This is a genomic window from Desulfosporosinus metallidurans, from assembly GCF_001936615.1.
Taxonomy (GTDB): Bacteria; Bacillota; Desulfitobacteriia; order Desulfitobacteriales; family Desulfitobacteriaceae; genus Desulfosporosinus; species Desulfosporosinus metallidurans.
In genome coordinates this window covers 26,369-41,619 of the sequence record NZ_MLBF01000030.1, presented here as the reverse complement: position 1 = coordinate 41,619, position 15,251 = coordinate 26,369, and the positions used below count along the sequence as shown (strand labels likewise).

Here is a 15,251-nt window from a genome sequence, read left to right as displayed (position 1 = left end):
GGAATTGGCAATGATTTTAAAAGATATTACGATTACGAATAGTTCAGGGCTTCATGCCAGGCCGGCTTCTTTGTGGGTACAGATGGCAAGCCGTTATAAAAGTAGTATTAAAATCAAGACGAACGATTCCGAAGTCGATGGTAAAAGTATTTTAGGGATCCTTTCGTTGGGGTTATCTTCTGGCAGTCAATTTCAATTGATTGTAGATGGCGCAGATGAACAGGAAGCGGCTGAGAATTTAGAAGCTCTCGTTAATAATTTAGAAAACCAAGGTGAGTAAAATGGATAGTAATGAAAACGAATGGCATGGTCTAGGGGTATCTTCGGGTCGAGCTGCGGGTGAGATTTGGCTTCTGCAGGGCTTTGCGCCGGATTTGCTCCCTGAGCAGGTGGGTGAGGTCGATTCGGTTGATGCGGTTGATGCGGAACAAGAATTGGAACGTTTACAAAAGGCCATTGAACTCACAAACCAGAGATTAAACCAATATGAGCAACAAGTTCGAGCGGAAAAAGGGGAAGAATTTGCTCAGATTTTTATCGCTCATCAACTATTGCTCACGGATCCTGCCTTTGTGGGTGAGGCCCAAAAACGTATTAACTCTCAAGATTTGCGAGCGGAGCAAGCATTGAAAGGCGTAGCAGCGGAAGCGATCCAGATGCTGAAAAGTATCCCTGATCCGTACTTTCAGGAACGCGCTGTGGATGTCCAAGACGTACTGGAACAGCTCTTGCAAAATCTGCTCGGTTCCCAAGGGTCTGGTGCTGCCTCCTTTCCGGAAGTGGGAAATTGGATCGTCTTGGCTGAGGAACTGACTCCGGCTCAAACTATTTCTTTACCTAAGGATCGAGTACTGGGATTTATCGTGCGCAAAGGCGGGAAAACTTCGCATGCTGCAATTCTGGCTCGGACTTACGGGATTCCGGCGGTGACGGGCGTTGATGGAGCATGGGAGGAATTAAAAAACTTAAAGTGGGCCCAACTGGATGGAGATGAAGGGTGGGTCAAGCGATCTCCGGAGGGGATTACTACTACTAAAAGTAATGATTTGGGCGAAGAGGAACAGGATGGTTCGACTGGGGCTATATTCGGGAACATGGTCCTGGCCGCCAATGTTGGAAGTCCAGCGGATATACCACTGGTGCAGAAGTTTAAAGCACACGGCGTAGGGCTTTACCGAACTGAATTTTTATTTATGGGAGATCAACTTCCTTCTGAGGAAGACCAAGTAGAGGCTTACAGCAAAGTGATTGCAGCCTGTGTCCCTCATCTCACCGTTATTAGAACGTTGGATATTGGAGGAGATAAAAAAGCGCCTGCTTTGAAGCTACCGGAAGAACAAAATCCATTCTTAGGTGTAAGGGCCTTGCGCCTGTGTTTGCGCAGACCAGAGATTTTTCAGGTCCAGCTCCGGGCTATCTGGCGTGCTTCCGCAGCGGGACCGACTGCCGTGATGTTTCCGATGATTGCCACGCTCGAGGAATTGGTACAGGCCAAGGAACTGCTCTTTTCCGCCCGAGATGAAGTGGTTCGGGAAGGATACCCCGTGGGAGAACTTCAAGTAGGCATGATGATCGAAATTCCGGCAGCGGCCTGGAATGCTAAGAGATTGTCCTCGGAAGTGGATTTCTTTAGTATCGGGACGAACGATTTGACTCAGTATATGTTGGCGGTGGATCGAGAAAATAATGAACTGGCTGATTTATATCAACCTCATCACCCCGCGGTCTTAGGAATGATTGCCCGGGTGAGCCAAGCGGCAGAGAAGGCCGGCATTTGGGTAGGCATTTGCGGTGAGGCTGGAGGGGACAGCTTATTGGCACCTTTCTTTGCGGCTTTAGGAATCAAGGAACTCAGTATGTCGCCAGGCTCGTTACCCAAAGTCCGCCAAGTACTGAGCAAGTTAACGTTTGAGGGTGTGGACAAACAGAAGTTTGTCGAACGTATTCTAGAGTGTGGCACTGCAGCTGAGGTTATAGAGAAATTGGGGTAAAACGAGGGTGGGTGAAACGGGGGGACAGGTCCCTCGTTTCAACAACAAGGGGTTTTTCGCACACACGCCTTATTACTTTAGAGATATCGAACGAATAAGGAATTAATACTGATACCCCCCTTTGAGCCAGTGTTGGATTATAGGGGGGTATTGAAACGAGGAGACAGGTCCCTCGTACGTGGCCTGATGGGTTTCTTGTTAGCGAAGTAAACTCTTTCGGCTAAAGCTGAACATCAGGATCGGGCGGGGAGTCAACTCCCTCCGGAGTAAATGTGGTACTCCCACTTAAAGAATCGTGTCTCGAAAGTGGATAAACCATAGAGAGATAGGTTTTTCGATTTACGTGGGGTTAAAACGATGTACCTGTCCCCGCGTTTCCCCCCACCCGCGTTTCAGGAAAGAAGGTGAAAAAATGCTGACTGTAAGCCAGTTGGTTGAGGAATTCAAATTGGAGGTTATAGCAGGGCAGGAGGGATTAAGTAAAGAAATTTCGGACTATAGCTTGAAACGTCCGAGTGCTGAATTGGTGGGATTCTTAACGCATTTGACTCCCAAGCGAATTCAAGTGTATGGTCGGACGGAATTGGGACTCATCGAGCAATTCGAAGAGTCCGTGCGGCGCGAGCATCTTGCCCAAGTCATGGTTGCAGAAGTCCCCTGTGTGATTGTTACACGGGGTTTAACGATCCCCTCGGAGTTTATCGAATTGGCTGCTGGGCGGAAGATTCCTCTCTTGACAACCCATCGATCGACGACCCAACTCTTTTATCTGTTAATCCGTTATCTCACGAATCAGTTGGCTCCCAGTACACATGTGCACGGTGTCTTAGTGGATGTATACGGAGTGGGGGTATTGATTACGGGTGAGAGTGGAATCGGGAAAAGTGAGGCAGCTTTAGAATTAATCAAAAGCGGGCATTTGTTGGTTGCCGATGATGCCGTTGAAGTTCGGCGGGTTGATGAAGAAAGTTTACGGGGCACTGCTCCAATTCGGATCCGGCATTTACTGGAGGTGCGTGGTTTAGGAATTCTTGATGTGACGACGTTGTTTGGAGCAGGTGCCGTGCGGGATGAAAAAGATATCCAGTTTATTGTTCACTTGGAAGAATGGCAGCAAGAAAAAGTTTACGATCGTTTAGGGATTGATCCACCTCAAACACGGCAGATCCTAGGGATATCGATTCCGGAGATCACGGTTCCAGTTCGTCCTGGGCGTAATCTTGCCACCATCATTGAAGTAGCCGTTATGCAAAATAGACTTAGGTCTCTAGAGGGTAGTCAGTCTAGGCATGGGCAAGAATTGGTGCTCTAAAGGTTTACATAAGTGGATAAAGGAAAACTACCCTGAGCAGGGTAGTTTTTCTCTTTATGCTATAATACTCGTTTTGCTCCGACGTAGGCGGATTGCCAATAGGATCCCAGCGTATAGATAGTTACTCCTTTGGAGCTGGCCGCGTTGATGAACTGGTTATTACCAACATAGATGCCCTCATGATCGACGACTCCGTTTTTTGCTAAGGAAAAGAAGACTAAATCTCCGGGTTGTAGATTGCTAAACGAGACAGAAGTACCGACCTGAAACTGATCACGCGAAACTCTGGGAAGACTTATGCCGTTTTTAGCAAAAACGTATTGAACAAAACCTGAACAGTCGAATCCCGCGGGTGTGGTCCCACCATAGAGATAGGGTACACCGATATATCGTTGGCCTGTAGCAATAATTGCACTCGCCTTTGATGTCTGTGAGGGCGAGTTAGAGGACGAATTCGAGGGCGTACTAATGGAACGTGATGGTTTTGGCGTACTTATGGAACGAGATATTTGAGTTTGTCTCGCTTGTCTCTGTTCGGCTAGAGCTGATAGTGAGAGGTTGTTGGCTTTGGCTGGGGAGGCTTCATTAGTATTGGAAGGGGGGGTGGAGTTAACTGCAACTGCAGTAGGTAGAGTTTCTGCGGCACTTTTTTGGATTGTCGTGGGTTGTTGCTTGGTGTACAGATCTTCCGTGATTGTTGTAGGGGCTGCTGTGACAATTGTAACAAGCAAGAATGCAGAAATGACGGGAACTAGGAGAAAGGACCATTTTATACTCTTCATGCTCTTCATATTCTTCATCCTTTCATTGATTTACAGGCAACTGCACTGTTTACAAGAGGTTGTCTCTTAGTATACCGTATAATAATCGGCTTGTCCTTGGTATTTTTTGTTAATGACGTTGTTGCGAAATTCATGTTAATAAGTTTAATCGTTTTTGTAAACAATAATTGATGAAGCCCAGAATAGATTAGACAAGGTTTATCATTATAATTTAGTGAACATCATTTCAATAAAGGGTATAATAAGAAAAAGGGGGAGAAATGGTATGAAAGATCTTATCAGCAAAGGGCTGGCTCTAGGTTTGGGATTAGCGGTGGTTAGTAAGGAACAAATTGAGAAGCTGGTAGACGAGTTGGTGAAAAAAGGGGAAGTTTCTACTTCTGAATCGAAGGAATTGGTGCGCGAGTTGTTTGAAAAGGGGGAAGCAGAGAAAAAAGAAATGAATTCCCGAATTCATGAACAAGTAGAAAAGCTTCTCAAAGACCTAAACATCCCTACCAAAGCCGATCTGGAGCGCTTGGAACAACGTATTCAAGAGTTGGAAAACAAGGAGTAAGAACACAAGGGGTAGAAAACATGGGCCTGAATGACGATCAGGCCCTCTATCAACATAATCTAAATGTCTGTGCGATATGAGACTTTCGAATCTCGAACATTGAGGTAGTATAAAGGGGACTTTTTCATATGATTGGGAAAAGAATACGACATCTGAAACGATATCGAGATGTCGCTAAAGTCCTAGCGCGTCATGGTTTTGGTTTCTTTGTAGAGGAGATTGGGCTTTTACATATGCTTTCCCTACCCAAACGGCTGTTCACGGATATGGAAGAGATTGATCCTAAGTCTGTTGGGGAACGGATTCGTCAAGTGATTGAGGAGTTAGGTCCAACTTATGTTAAGATCGGCCAGATTGCCAGTACGCGAGCAGATGTCATTCCAGCGGATATTCTGCACGAATTGGAGAAATTACAAGATAATGTTCCCCCTTTTTCCTTTGTAGATGTAAGCCGAATCATCGAAGAGGAACTCGGCTCCCCTCTGGGGGAGATTTTTTCTACATTTGACGAAAAGGCGCTAGCAGCTGCTTCCATTGGTCAGGTTCATTGTGCCCAGTTGCGTACAGGTGAGAAGGTTGCAGTAAAGGTACAGCGTCCCCAAATTAAGGCCATGATTGAAACTGACTTGGAAATCCTAATGGATTTAGCTACATTGGCGGAACATCGTATGGAGAGAATGGAACGCTTGCAATTACGGGATGTCGTCGAGGAGTTTGCCAAATCGTTGCGCAATGAGCTGGATTACACTATTGAAGCCAGAAATGCGGAGAAAATTGCTAAGCAATTCAAGAATGATCCTACGATTTATATCCCTACCATCCATTGGGACTATTCGACCCAAACCGTACTTACGATGGAGTTTATCGAAGGGCAAAAGCTCAATCAGTTTGAGGGCTCAGAAGAGAAGGGGTATGATCGCACTGCCTTGTCAGAACACCTGGTTAAGGCACTTTTTCATCAGGTTTTAATTGAAGGGTTTTTCCATGCTGACCCCCATCCCGGAAATATCCTTTTGTTGGACGGCGGTGTGATCGCTTTTATCGATTTTGGCATGGTAGGAAGGCTTACCTTAGACATGAAGCATAATTTTGCTTCCTTAGTCATTGCTATGATGCGCCAGAATACAGAGAGCATGATTAAAACGGTATTAAGAATAGGAATTGTGCCTGATGATGTAAATTTACCCATTCTGACCAACGATGTGGATGAATTGCGGGAAAAATATGTGGATGTTCCCATGAGTCGAATCAGCCTGGGGGAGGCAATTAGTGATCTTTTTGAGGTTGCTTTTCGGCATCGAATTCGCATACCCTCAGACTTTACTTTGTTGGCCAAATGCTTATTGACTTTGGAAGGGATCGTGGAAAAGCTCGATCCCAAACTTAGTATTATGGATATGGCAGAACCGTTTGGCATCCGACTCCTGAAGGAACGGTATCGGCCAAGCACGATTGCAGGGAGGATCTGGCATAACATCTCAGATTATAGTGATCTTCTCGTGGACCTCCCCAAGCAACTGAAAGACTTAATGCGCGACATGTTGCGAGGACGTATTCGCTTAGAAGTGAGCGTTCCTGAACTGGATATTTTCCTGAGAAAATTAGACCGCATCACGAATCAACTTTCTTTTAGCATCGTTTTGCTTTCTTTTAGCATTGTTATGGCAGGCCTGATAATTGCTTCGTCTTTGGGACGCCAGCCCATTTTACTATGGCAGATCCCGGCTATCGACCTTGGTTTTGGGATGGCAGCTCTAATGTTACTGTGGCTGTTTATTTCAATTTTTAAATCCGGAAAGTTTTAGTTACTGTACCCTTGGGGTAACCTATTCCTGAGGTGAATTAGAGATGGCAAAAGAATTCATACCCACTCGCGTGTTTTATGAGCCCGGTGTACTGGATTATCCGTTAGGGAAAACTCTAGTCCAGCATTTCCGTCAACTGGAAATACCCATTACTCCCACTACATCTCATAATCGGGTGATTGGAATTCCAAGTAAAAACGCAACTGAAGCCTTTCGAGAGGCCAAGCGGACCTTAGTCATCGGAGTTCGTCGTAGTAAGACGTTTCAATCCTGTAAACCGTCTGCTCATTATCAGTTGCCACTTGTCACCAGTTGCCCGGGCATGTGCGAATATTGTTATCTGGCGACAACCTTGGGAAAAAAACCCTATGTCCGGGTTTATGTCAATCTTGAAGAAATTTTAGACATAGCCTCAAAGTTGATTCAGGAAAGGCTCCCGGAGATTACTCAGTTCGAAGGAGCAGCAACCTCAGATCCACTTCCGGTTGAGCATTATACTGGAGCCTTGAAGCAGACCATCGAATTCTTTGGGCAAGAGCCGAACGGTCGTTTCCGTTTTGTCACGAAGTATACTGAAGTAGACAGTCTGCTTGATGCTCAACATGAAGGACATACACGTTTTCGATTTAGTTTAAATTGTGACGAGGTTGTGCATAAATTTGAACATTTGACCCCTTCTCCGGAAGATAGAATCATAGCGGCAGGTAAAGTGTTAAACGCTGAGTATCCCTTAGGGTTTATTATTGCTCCGATTTTTCGGTTTCACGGGTGGAAAGAAGCCTATCGGAGGTTATTAGAGCGTTCTGCGGATGAATTAGCAAAAAGGGCTCCGTCCGGTTGGTCTTCGGATCAACTAACGCTTGAATTCATCTCGCATCGTTTTACTTTGAAAGCTAAAGCCAATATTTTGACGGTCTTCCCAAATTCCTCTCTCCCAATGGCAGAGGATGAGCGAAAGTTTAAATACGGGCAGTTTGGCTATGGGAAATATATTTACAAGCAGGAAGAGATGGAGGAGCTGAGAGAGTTTTTCCAGGAGCAAGCTAAGTGTTACTTTCCGTTAGCACACGTGGAGTATTTTATTTAATCTTCCACGACTACAACATAAACATCAACTGGTCCATGGACTCCAATCGATAGATCCATTTCAATGTCGGATGTCCGGCTCGGGCCAGTGATCAGCTCGATCGCGGAGGGCTGGCTTTCAGAAGCAGAAACCTCTTCGAGAACTTCCCCGAGGTTATCTCTGAGCTTGGAAGCTTCGATGAAGGTGAGATGGCGAGGGGGGAGAAGGCTCACGGCTCGTCCTCTTTGAGGATTACTGTTGATCACGACCGTGCCGGAAAGAGCAATTCCCCAATCAGCGCCCGTTATGCCCAGTTCAGCTTGGGCAGCGATGGCGTGACGCTCACGTGGATCTAGGGCAGCGTGGGTATAACGGACAAGAGGCCAGTTTAGGGTGGAAAAAGCGGATTCGGCAAGCGAGGGGAGCATGTCCCACGCTACAATGGATTTCTGGTTAAGCCAATTTAACTCGAGGTCTCCAAACCATTCTTTGAGGCAGTGTATTGTCTCGTCTTCAGTTTTAACGATAGCTCCTTTGCCCCCTAAGGCTTGCCAATTATGTAAGAAGACTGCAGTTCGTTCCCCAAGATCGGATAAGCGATATTGGGGAATTTGAATGGGCACGGGCTCTGGGGTTGCGGTGGGGGTGGAACGCCCCAGCTTCTGGGCCACTTGACTGATGAAATCATTGGCATGTGTCATTGCTCTCACCTCGTTATTCCGTAATTACTTTTTTGATTTTGAATCCGTCCACATTTTCATAAAGGGTTCTGAAGAAACCATGGGAAGGGTACGACTTTTCGTCCAGTTGGAAAGAGGGGGTGGGCCGCCTACAATTCGCCCATTCTGAACGAATGGGTGTTGTAATCGCGCACCCAGACGAATCATCCTTCGCAGGGTTTTCTCGTGGGTGAAGAGGTATCGATACGCTCGGAAGATTTTTTGCTCGACTGGCGGAGTGTGTCCACTAAGAGTTTTTCGCACTCTTAGTTTCACGAGAAGATCATGGAGAGGGATGTGAACCGGGCAGGCTTCAGAGCAAGCACCACAAAGCGAGGAGAAGAAAGGAAGGTGCCCCCACTTTTCCCAGCTTTTTTCAAGGAGGGGCGTGATCACTGAGCCGATCGGACCCGCATAAACAGAGCCATAGGCGTGTCCTCCAATTTGACGGTAGACGGGACAAACGTTAAAGCAGGCTCCGCAACGGATACAGTTTAAGGAGGTACGAAAGGTTGCATCCCCTAAAATTTCTGAGCGGTTATGGTCTAGGATGACGAGGTGGAATTCCTCGGGACCATCCGACTCCGCTGTTTGCTTGGGGGGAGTGAGGATCGTTGTATAACTGGAGAGCCGCTGTCCGGTCGCGCTTCGAGCCAGAAGATTGAGCAAAACGTTGAGTTCCCGAAAGGAGGGAACAATGCGTTCCATGCCCATGAGAGTAATTTGAACGCGTGGTAGAGTACTTACCATTCGCCCGTTGCCTTCGTTGGTGACCATCACAATACTTCCAGTCTTGGCCACAGCAAAGTTACAGCCCGTGATGCCGATGTCTCCATGTAGGAACTTTTCTCGCATTTGCGTACGTACGAAACAAGTTAGGGTCGGGGTATCTGAACTCAGAGTTTGTCCGGCAATGGGTTCAAATAAATCAGCAACTTGCTGCCTTGTTTTGTGCATGGCTGGTACAATAATGTGAGAAGGGGGTTCGCCAGCAACTTGGATGATATACTCGCCGAGGTCTGTTTCTACTACGCTAATGCCGTCACTTTCTAAAGCAGGGTTAAGATGGATTTCTTCAGAAACCATAGATTTGGATTTAATAACTGTTTTGGCCTCGTGCTTGCGCACAATGTTACGTACGGTCTCTACGGCTTCCGCTGGTGTCTTGGACAGATGGACATGTCCTCCGTTTTTTTCGACTTGCCCAATGAGTTGCTTGAGATAATAGTCTAAATTCGCGACGACATGAGTACGGATGGTTTGCCCAGCTTGACGCCACTGCTCCCAATCTCCTAGTTCCTCGGCAGCTTTATACTTACTAAGACGCAAACGATCTGTGGCTCTGCGTGTGGCTTTTCGTAAAAATTCATCGGCCAGGGCTTTATCGACTCGTTTTTCAACAATGGGTTTATAGGTACTCATGGCTTCATTCCCTCCCCGAGCAACTGAATGATATGCATCGTCTTAACAGGTTTATTGATTTTCTCGAGATAGCCGGAGATATTCATAAGGCAGCCCATGTCAAGACCAAGGAGTAAATCTGCACCGGATTCTAAGACATGCTCTGCCTTCTCTGCAACCATTGCTTCGGAGATTTTGGGCATCTTAACGGAGAACGTTCCCCCAAAGCCACAACAGAGTTGGGCCTCTGGCAAGGGAATAAGCTCTAAACCCTTGACATGCTCTAAGAGCCTTAGAGGAGCTTCTCCAATTCCTAATAGCCGAGTTGCGTGACAGGATGGATGATAGGTTGCTTTGGCAGAGTATCTTGCACCCAGATCAGGCTGCTTTAAGATATCGACAATAAATTGTGTGAATTCATAGCTTTTACGGATGAGATCATTGGCTTTAGTAAGGTAAGCTGGTTCGTCCTCAAACAGGAAGGGGTAGTAGTGATGAATCATCCCTATACAGGAGCCACTTGGACCCACTACCACTTCGCTACGCTCAAAAGAATCGATGAGCGTGCGGGCGACTTCCCGAGCGTCAGCAATATAACCAGAATTAAATGCAATTTGACCACAACAGGCTTGTCCTTCAGGAACGTCTATAGTATGCCCTAGGTGTTTTAGTATTTTGGCCATTGTCATATCCACTTCCGGATAAAAGGCATTCGTCAAGCAAGTAGCAAAGAGTGAGACCTTCATAAAATACCGTCCTTTCGTAATAGCTCTATGTTTCGGATCAGTTAAGAATAGTATTTCCATATAAAGCTGGTTTTGATGCGGTTGGGAGGTAAAAATGGGCAACCCCCTAAGAGGCATAACAAAACGAGAAGCGTTAAGGCATCCGATTGCCCTAACGCTTCTCGTTTTGTTTTATCTAATCCTAAAAGATTACCCAAGGATCGGTACAGTGGGTTCAGTGTACCAAATGGAGATAACGGTAGCTGTTCCTGTGCTTTGGGTGATGTTGACGACTTTAAGCCAGTTATTGTCCTCTAACCATTGATTGACTTCTTTGTCTAAGATTCGATAATCTGGGGAACTGAAAATTTTAACTTTCATCGCCTTCGTCCTTTCATAGGCCAACGTGCATCGTCCATCGTATGGCAGCGTTGAAATCCGATGAATCATATTCAATATGGATGAGATTACTATATCTATCATACGTGAGACGCGATGCATGTCAAGATTATTCTAGTCTAATATTGTTCAGTTATAAATTAACAAAGTTTGTACTAAGTTCTGAAAAATCTATTTATCTTTTCAAAAACCTATGATATGATGTTTTTAATTGAATGGTCATTCATTCAACCTTTAATTTAAATTTTTTGCAAAGGGGTGTTTCATGGACACGCAGCGCGAGGGTAAATTTCAACAGATCCTTGATGCTGCAATTGAAGCCATTGCAGAATCTGGATTCCATCAATGCCAGGTCTCCAAAATAGCACGTTTAGCAGGAGTAGCGGATGGCACGATCTATTTGTACTTTAAAAACAAAGAGGAAGTCCTTATTCGGGTTTTTCAGGAACGCATGGGCGATTTTATTGCTAACATCCGTCGTGAACTCTCGCTAGGAAAGACGACAGGAGCACGCTTGCGAACGATTGTCCGAACCCATTTTTCCTATATGGAACAAAATCGCTCCTTGGCCATTGTGACTCAATTGGAGCTTAGACAGCCTAATCCGCGAGTGCGGATCGCCATTAATGCTCCCATATTGGACTATTTTAGTCTTATTGAGGAGGTGATCCAGCAAGGTATAGATTGTGGAGAAATTCCCAAAACGGATATACGAGTAGCTCGACAAATGATATTCGGGTCCCTAGATGAAGCCACAACGGATTGGGTCATGGCTCGCAGCCCACGAACCCTCGAAAGTGAAGTAGAGCCAATGTTAGCGTTATTTGAAGGCGCACTTCGGTTAAAAAAATAACCGAACGAGATAAGAAGACAAGGTGTCGCCCAGAAGAAACGAGAGGAGGATATAAATGCAGATTCATAAAGTAGCGGTAATAGGGTCAGGTGTGATGGGGAGTACCATCGCAGCGCATTTGGCTAATGCCGGGATTCCGAGCCTGTTGTTGGATATTGTCCCTTCTAAGCTGTCAGCAAAAGAAGAGGCCGCCGGATTGACCCTTGAGGACCGTAAGGTTCGAAATAGCATTGCAGAAACGAATAAGACCAAACTGATTAAAATGAATCCTGCCCCATTTTTAGTCCCAGAGTTTGCGGAGCGAATTGAGGTGGGGAACTTAAGCGATGATTTAGGACGTTTAAGTGAAGTGGATTGGGTGATTGAGGTCGTTGTCGAACGTCTCGATATTAAAGTAGACCTCTTCAAAAAGATCGCTTCGAATGTCCGTCCAGGGACGATTGTCAGCTCCAATACTTCGGGGATCTCCCTAAAATCTATGGTGGAAGGGCTCCCAGAGAGCTTTACTCAGTATTTCCTAGGGACGCACTTCTTTAATCCTCCACGCTATATGAAACTCTTGGAAATTATTCCTGGACCGAATACAGACCCGAAAATAATGACATTCCTCTCTGAATTTGGCGAGCGGGTTTTGGGTAAAGGAGTTGTCATAGCCAAGGATACACCTAATTTCATTGCCAATCGGATTGGGGTTTTTGGCCTAGCTGTGACGCTTCAGGAAATGCTTCGTTCCGGCTTGTCCGTTGATGAAGTGGATGCCTTAACGGGACCTGTGATGGGACGTCCGAAGAGTGCTTCGTTCCGAACGGTTGACCTTGTTGGGTTGGATACGTTTATGCATACAGCCAATACCGTTGCTGAAGGGGTGCCTTCAGAAAAAGAAAACTTTACGTTACCTGAATTTATGCAAACTATGTTAAAAAATGGTTGGTTAGGCGATAAAGCTAAGCAAGGCTTTTATAAGAAGTCCAAAGGACCCCAAGGCAAAGTCGTGGAAGTGCTCGATCCTCAAACCATGACCTATGTCGCGAAGAAGAGTGTGAAATTTGCTTCTTTGGAAAAGGCCAAAGCGGCAGGAAGCCTGACAGAGAAAATTCGCACTTTAATCAGTGGCAAAGATGCTGGAGCAGAATTTGCTTGGAATGTCTTGAAACCAGTGCTTGTTTATGCGGCTAATCGAATTGGAGATATCGCGGACGATATTACGGGAATTGACGAAGGAATGCGTTGGGGCTTTAACTGGTCTATGGGTCCCTTTGAACTGTGGGATGCTTTGGGCGTTAAAGCAACAGCCGACCGTATTGTCGCCGAAGGTGGCACCTTACCTCCGATCGTGGAAGAATTGCTTGCCAAAGGGTATGAACGTTTCTATCAGAAGGATGAGGCAGGGCAACTGTCCTTCTTTAAAGAGGGAGACTATCATCAAAAAGCCGTCAGCCCGTACACAGTTTCCTTAAAGCAAGCTCATAAGGCTGGAAAGGTCATCACGAGCAATGCTGGAGCAAGTCTGGTTGACCTCGGAGACGGCGTCGCCTGCTTGGAATTCCACTCTCCGAATAACTCCGTCGGTGCAGACATTCTCAGCATGATCCATAAGTCATTGGAAGAAGTAGAGAAAAACTATCTCGGTATGGTGATCGGCAATCAAGGCAAGAATTTCTGCGTGGGTGCAAACTTGATGCAGATTCTTCTCGAAGCTGAAGAAGAAAATTGGGATGACCTTGATTTTATGGTTCGAGCCTTCCAAAACGGGACTATGGCTCTGAAATATGCGAAAAAGCCTGTCGTTGCAGCTCCTTTCGGCATGACCCTTGGCGGCGGTGCAGAAATATGCATCCATTCCCATGCTATTCAAGCCTCGTCTGAACTCTACATGGGACTTGTTGAAATGGGGGTTGGCTTGATCCCTGGCGGCGGCGGAACCAAAGAACTGGCCGTAAGGGCAATGGAAGGGGTTCTTCCTGGCATACAGGTAGCTCCTGATTATTTCTTTGCCAAGCGGTTCGAAGCGATTGCCATGGCCCAAGTCTCAATGAGTGCGGAAAAAGCTCGTCAACTCGGTTTCTTGCGTGACCATGACCGCTATAGCATGAATCCAGAACATATCATTCTGGATGCCAAGGCACGAGTGATCGATTTAGCTCGTAACTTCAGACCTAACTTACCAACAAAGGTCAAAATGGGTGGGGCTGGTGTTCGAGCCACCTTAGAAATGGCTCTTTATGGAATGCGCGAAGGACATTATATCTCAGAGTACGATATGCATCTTGGCAAGAAACTGGCTTATGCTATGACAGGTGGAGATCGTCCAGCAGGAATGCTCGTGGATGAGCAATATCTCTTAGATCTTGAACGAGAAGCCTTTATGAGTTTAGTGGGTGAAGCAAAGACTCAGGATCGTATTCGCCATATGCTCGCCAAAGGCAAGCCATTACGGAATTAGGGGGGGAAAAGCATGCAAGACGCCTACATTATACAGGCCAAGCGTACGGCTATCGGAAAATCAGTCAAAGGTTCCTTGGCACAGGTTCGCCCGGATGATTTAGGGGCTTATGTTATACAAGATATCCTTAAAAGAGTTCCTTCTCTTAAAACAGAAGAGATTGAGGACTGCATCATTGGTTGTTCGTTCCCAGAGGGAGAGCAAGGGATGAATATGGCTAAAGTTATGGCTCTGCGGGCCGGTCTTCCCTTTGACGTTCCTGGCGTGACAGTCAATCGCTTCTGCTCGTCAGGGCTTCAAGCGATTTCCATGGCAGCAGACCGAATTCGCTTGGGTGAAGCAGAGGTGATGCTCGCAGGTGGAGCGGAGAGCATGTCGATGGTCCCGATGGGTGGGGGCAAACCAGCACCGAATCCCTTCATGATCGCTAATGCCCCAGAAGTCTATCTCTCAATGGGTATAACCGCAGAAAACGTAGCTAAGAAATATGAAGTAACACGTGACCAACAAGATGCTTTCGCAGTACAAAGCCATCGAAAAGCCTTTGCTGCCCAAAGTAGCGGACGTTTTGATGATGAGATCGTTCCGGTTTCGCTACCCACTTGGGGAAAACCAGGTGAGAAGTGGTTTAACAAGGATGAGGGGATTCGGCCAGAGACCACTTCAGAATCGTTGGCCAAACTCAAGCCTGCCTTCCTGAATGGTGGCTCAGTCACGGCAGGGAACTCGTCCCAGACCAGTGACGGGGCAGCTATCTCTCTATTGATGTCCGAACGAAAAGCTCTGTCATTGGGTCTCCAACCAGTAGCTGTTTGGCGTGGATTTGCGGTCGCAGGCGTGGAGCCCGAACTTATGGGTATCGGCCCGATTAAGGCCATCCCCAAAGTTTTAAAGCAAGTTGGACTGACCTTGGACCAAATTGATTTATTCGAATTAAATGAAGCCTTTGCCTCGCAATCGCTGGCGATCATTAAGACGCTAGACATAGATCCAACTAAAGTCAATGTTAACGGTGGAGCTATTGCTTTCGGACATCCTCTAGGCTGTACTGGGGCAAAGCTCACAGCAACCTTATTACACGAAATGGGAAAACGGAAACTGAAATACGGCATGGTGACCATGTGTATTGGTGGCGGCATGGGTGCCGCTGGCGTGTACGAATTACTGTAATGTGAAAGGGGAAGCGCAGGGACGGTTCT

14 protein-coding genes are annotated in these 15,251 nt (G+C 46.4%); 9 read left to right on the top strand and 5 right to left on the bottom strand.

Features of this window, described 5'->3' with window-relative positions; translation table 11 throughout:
• Positions 1–10 precede the first annotated feature (10 nt).
• The 3 genes from DSOL_RS16430 (at position 11) to hprK (ending at position 3,303) form a co-directional block, all read left to right on the top strand.
• Positions 11–280 carry an HPr family phosphocarrier protein gene (locus DSOL_RS16430; RefSeq protein ID WP_075365912.1) on the top strand — a complete coding sequence of 90 codons (270 nt, stop codon included), beginning with the start codon at positions 11–13 and terminating at the stop codon, positions 278–280.
• A gap of 1 nt (position 281) precedes the next feature.
• A complete protein-coding gene (ptsP, locus tag DSOL_RS16425; protein ID WP_075365911.1) occupies positions 282–1,991 on the top strand; it encodes a phosphoenolpyruvate--protein phosphotransferase in 1,710 nt (569 codons plus the stop codon).
• A gap of 412 nt (positions 1,992–2,403) precedes the next feature.
• Positions 2,404–3,303, top strand: a complete 900-nt coding sequence (gene hprK, locus DSOL_RS16420; RefSeq protein WP_075365910.1) for an HPr(Ser) kinase/phosphatase — start codon at positions 2,404–2,406, stop codon at positions 3,301–3,303.
• A 59-nt stretch (positions 3,304–3,362) separates the two neighbouring features.
• On the opposite strand, the gene DSOL_RS16415 is transcribed toward hprK, so the two are convergent.
• Positions 3,363–4,094, bottom strand: a complete 732-nt coding sequence (locus DSOL_RS16415) for a C40 family peptidase (RefSeq protein WP_075365909.1) — start codon at positions 4,092–4,094, stop codon at positions 3,363–3,365.
• Between the two features lie 256 nt (positions 4,095–4,350).
• Here DSOL_RS16415 and DSOL_RS16410 point away from each other — a divergent pair, with 256 nt between their 5' ends.
• The 3 genes from DSOL_RS16410 to splB all read left to right on the top strand — a co-directional run bounded on the left by DSOL_RS16410 (position 4,351) and on the right by splB (position 7,533).
• On the top strand, positions 4,351–4,641 hold the full coding sequence (locus tag DSOL_RS16410) for a phasin family protein (protein ID WP_075365908.1): 291 nt from the start codon (positions 4,351–4,353) through the stop codon (positions 4,639–4,641).
• Positions 4,642–4,769: 128 nt separating this feature from the next.
• Positions 4,770–6,446: an ABC1 kinase family protein gene (locus DSOL_RS16405; RefSeq protein WP_075365907.1), complete on the top strand. Its 1,677-nt coding sequence runs from the start codon at positions 4,770–4,772 to the stop codon at positions 6,444–6,446.
• 43 nt (positions 6,447–6,489) lie between these two features.
• Positions 6,490–7,533, top strand: a complete 1,044-nt coding sequence (gene splB / locus DSOL_RS16400) for a spore photoproduct lyase (protein ID WP_075365906.1) — start codon at positions 6,490–6,492, stop codon at positions 7,531–7,533.
• On the opposite strand, the gene DSOL_RS16395 is transcribed toward splB, so the two are convergent.
• From DSOL_RS16395 to DSOL_RS28050, 4 genes are all read right to left on the bottom strand, one after another.
• Complete coding sequence (locus DSOL_RS16395; protein WP_075365905.1) at positions 7,530–8,213, bottom strand: LutC/YkgG family protein; 684 nt, start codon at positions 8,211–8,213, stop codon at positions 7,530–7,532. The two genes, splB and DSOL_RS16395, sit on opposite strands and share 4 nt — an antisense overlap.
• Before the next feature lie 24 nt (positions 8,214–8,237).
• Positions 8,238–9,653, bottom strand: a complete 1,416-nt coding sequence (locus DSOL_RS16390; protein WP_075365904.1) for a LutB/LldF family L-lactate oxidation iron-sulfur protein — start codon at positions 9,651–9,653, stop codon at positions 8,238–8,240.
• The gene (locus tag DSOL_RS16385; RefSeq protein ID WP_075365924.1) at positions 9,650–10,378 is read right to left on the bottom strand and encodes a (Fe-S)-binding protein; all 729 of its coding nucleotides are present in this window, start codon (positions 10,376–10,378) and stop codon (positions 9,650–9,652) included. The genes DSOL_RS16390 and DSOL_RS16385 overlap by 4 nt, the downstream gene beginning before the upstream one ends.
• 189 nt (positions 10,379–10,567) lie before the next feature.
• The gene (locus tag DSOL_RS28050) at positions 10,568–10,738 is read right to left on the bottom strand and encodes a hypothetical protein (protein ID WP_170871538.1); all 171 of its coding nucleotides are present in this window, start codon (positions 10,736–10,738) and stop codon (positions 10,568–10,570) included.
• Between the two features lie 283 nt (positions 10,739–11,021).
• Between DSOL_RS28050 and fadR the strand changes: the two genes are divergently transcribed.
• From fadR to DSOL_RS16365, 3 genes are read left to right on the top strand one after another with little or no spacing between them, the layout of a single operon-like run.
• A complete protein-coding gene (gene fadR, locus DSOL_RS16375; protein WP_075365902.1) occupies positions 11,022–11,609 on the top strand; it encodes a fatty acid metabolism transcriptional regulator FadR in 588 nt (195 codons plus the stop codon).
• Positions 11,610–11,664: 55 nt separating this feature from the next.
• Entirely contained in the window at positions 11,665–14,052 is a 2,388-nt protein-coding gene (locus DSOL_RS16370) for a 3-hydroxyacyl-CoA dehydrogenase/enoyl-CoA hydratase family protein (protein WP_075365901.1), read from the top strand.
• 12 nt (positions 14,053–14,064) lie between these two features.
• Positions 14,065–15,222 (top strand): acetyl-CoA C-acyltransferase, encoded by a 1,158-nt coding sequence (locus DSOL_RS16365; RefSeq protein WP_075365900.1) that lies wholly within the window; start codon positions 14,065–14,067, stop codon positions 15,220–15,222.
• Positions 15,223–15,251: the final 29 nt, after the last annotated feature.

Excerpts from the sequence above, each read along its gene's own strand:
- hprK (WP_075365910.1), top strand. The coding sequence starts at position 2,404 with ATGCTGACTGTAAGCCAGTTGGTTGAGGAATTCAAATTGGAGGTTATA.
- DSOL_RS16365 (WP_075365900.1), top strand. The coding sequence starts at position 14,065 with ATGCAAGACGCCTACATTATACAGGCCAAGCGTACGGCTATCGGAAAA.
- DSOL_RS16395 (WP_075365905.1), bottom strand. The coding sequence starts at position 8,213 with ATGACACATGCCAATGATTTCATCAGTCAAGTGGCCCAGAAGCTGGGG.
- DSOL_RS16385 (WP_075365924.1), bottom strand. The coding sequence starts at position 10,378 with ATGAAGGTCTCACTCTTTGCTACTTGCTTGACGAATGCCTTTTATCCG.
- ptsP (WP_075365911.1), top strand. The coding sequence starts at position 282 with ATGGATAGTAATGAAAACGAATGGCATGGTCTAGGGGTATCTTCGGGT.
- DSOL_RS16430 (WP_075365912.1), top strand. The coding sequence starts at position 11 with ATGATTTTAAAAGATATTACGATTACGAATAGTTCAGGGCTTCATGCC.
- fadR (WP_075365902.1), top strand. The coding sequence starts at position 11,022 with ATGGACACGCAGCGCGAGGGTAAATTTCAACAGATCCTTGATGCTGCA.
- DSOL_RS16410 (WP_075365908.1), top strand. The coding sequence starts at position 4,351 with ATGAAAGATCTTATCAGCAAAGGGCTGGCTCTAGGTTTGGGATTAGCG.
- splB (WP_075365906.1), top strand. The coding sequence starts at position 6,490 with ATGGCAAAAGAATTCATACCCACTCGCGTGTTTTATGAGCCCGGTGTA.
- DSOL_RS16415 (WP_075365909.1), bottom strand. The coding sequence starts at position 4,094 with ATGAAGAGCATGAAGAGTATAAAATGGTCCTTTCTCCTAGTTCCCGTC.
- DSOL_RS16405 (WP_075365907.1), top strand. The coding sequence starts at position 4,770 with ATGATTGGGAAAAGAATACGACATCTGAAACGATATCGAGATGTCGCT.
- DSOL_RS16390 (WP_075365904.1), bottom strand. The coding sequence starts at position 9,653 with ATGAGTACCTATAAACCCATTGTTGAAAAACGAGTCGATAAAGCCCTG.
- DSOL_RS28050 (WP_170871538.1), bottom strand. The coding sequence starts at position 10,738 with ATGAAAGTTAAAATTTTCAGTTCCCCAGATTATCGAATCTTAGACAAA.
- DSOL_RS16370 (WP_075365901.1), top strand. The coding sequence starts at position 11,665 with ATGCAGATTCATAAAGTAGCGGTAATAGGGTCAGGTGTGATGGGGAGT.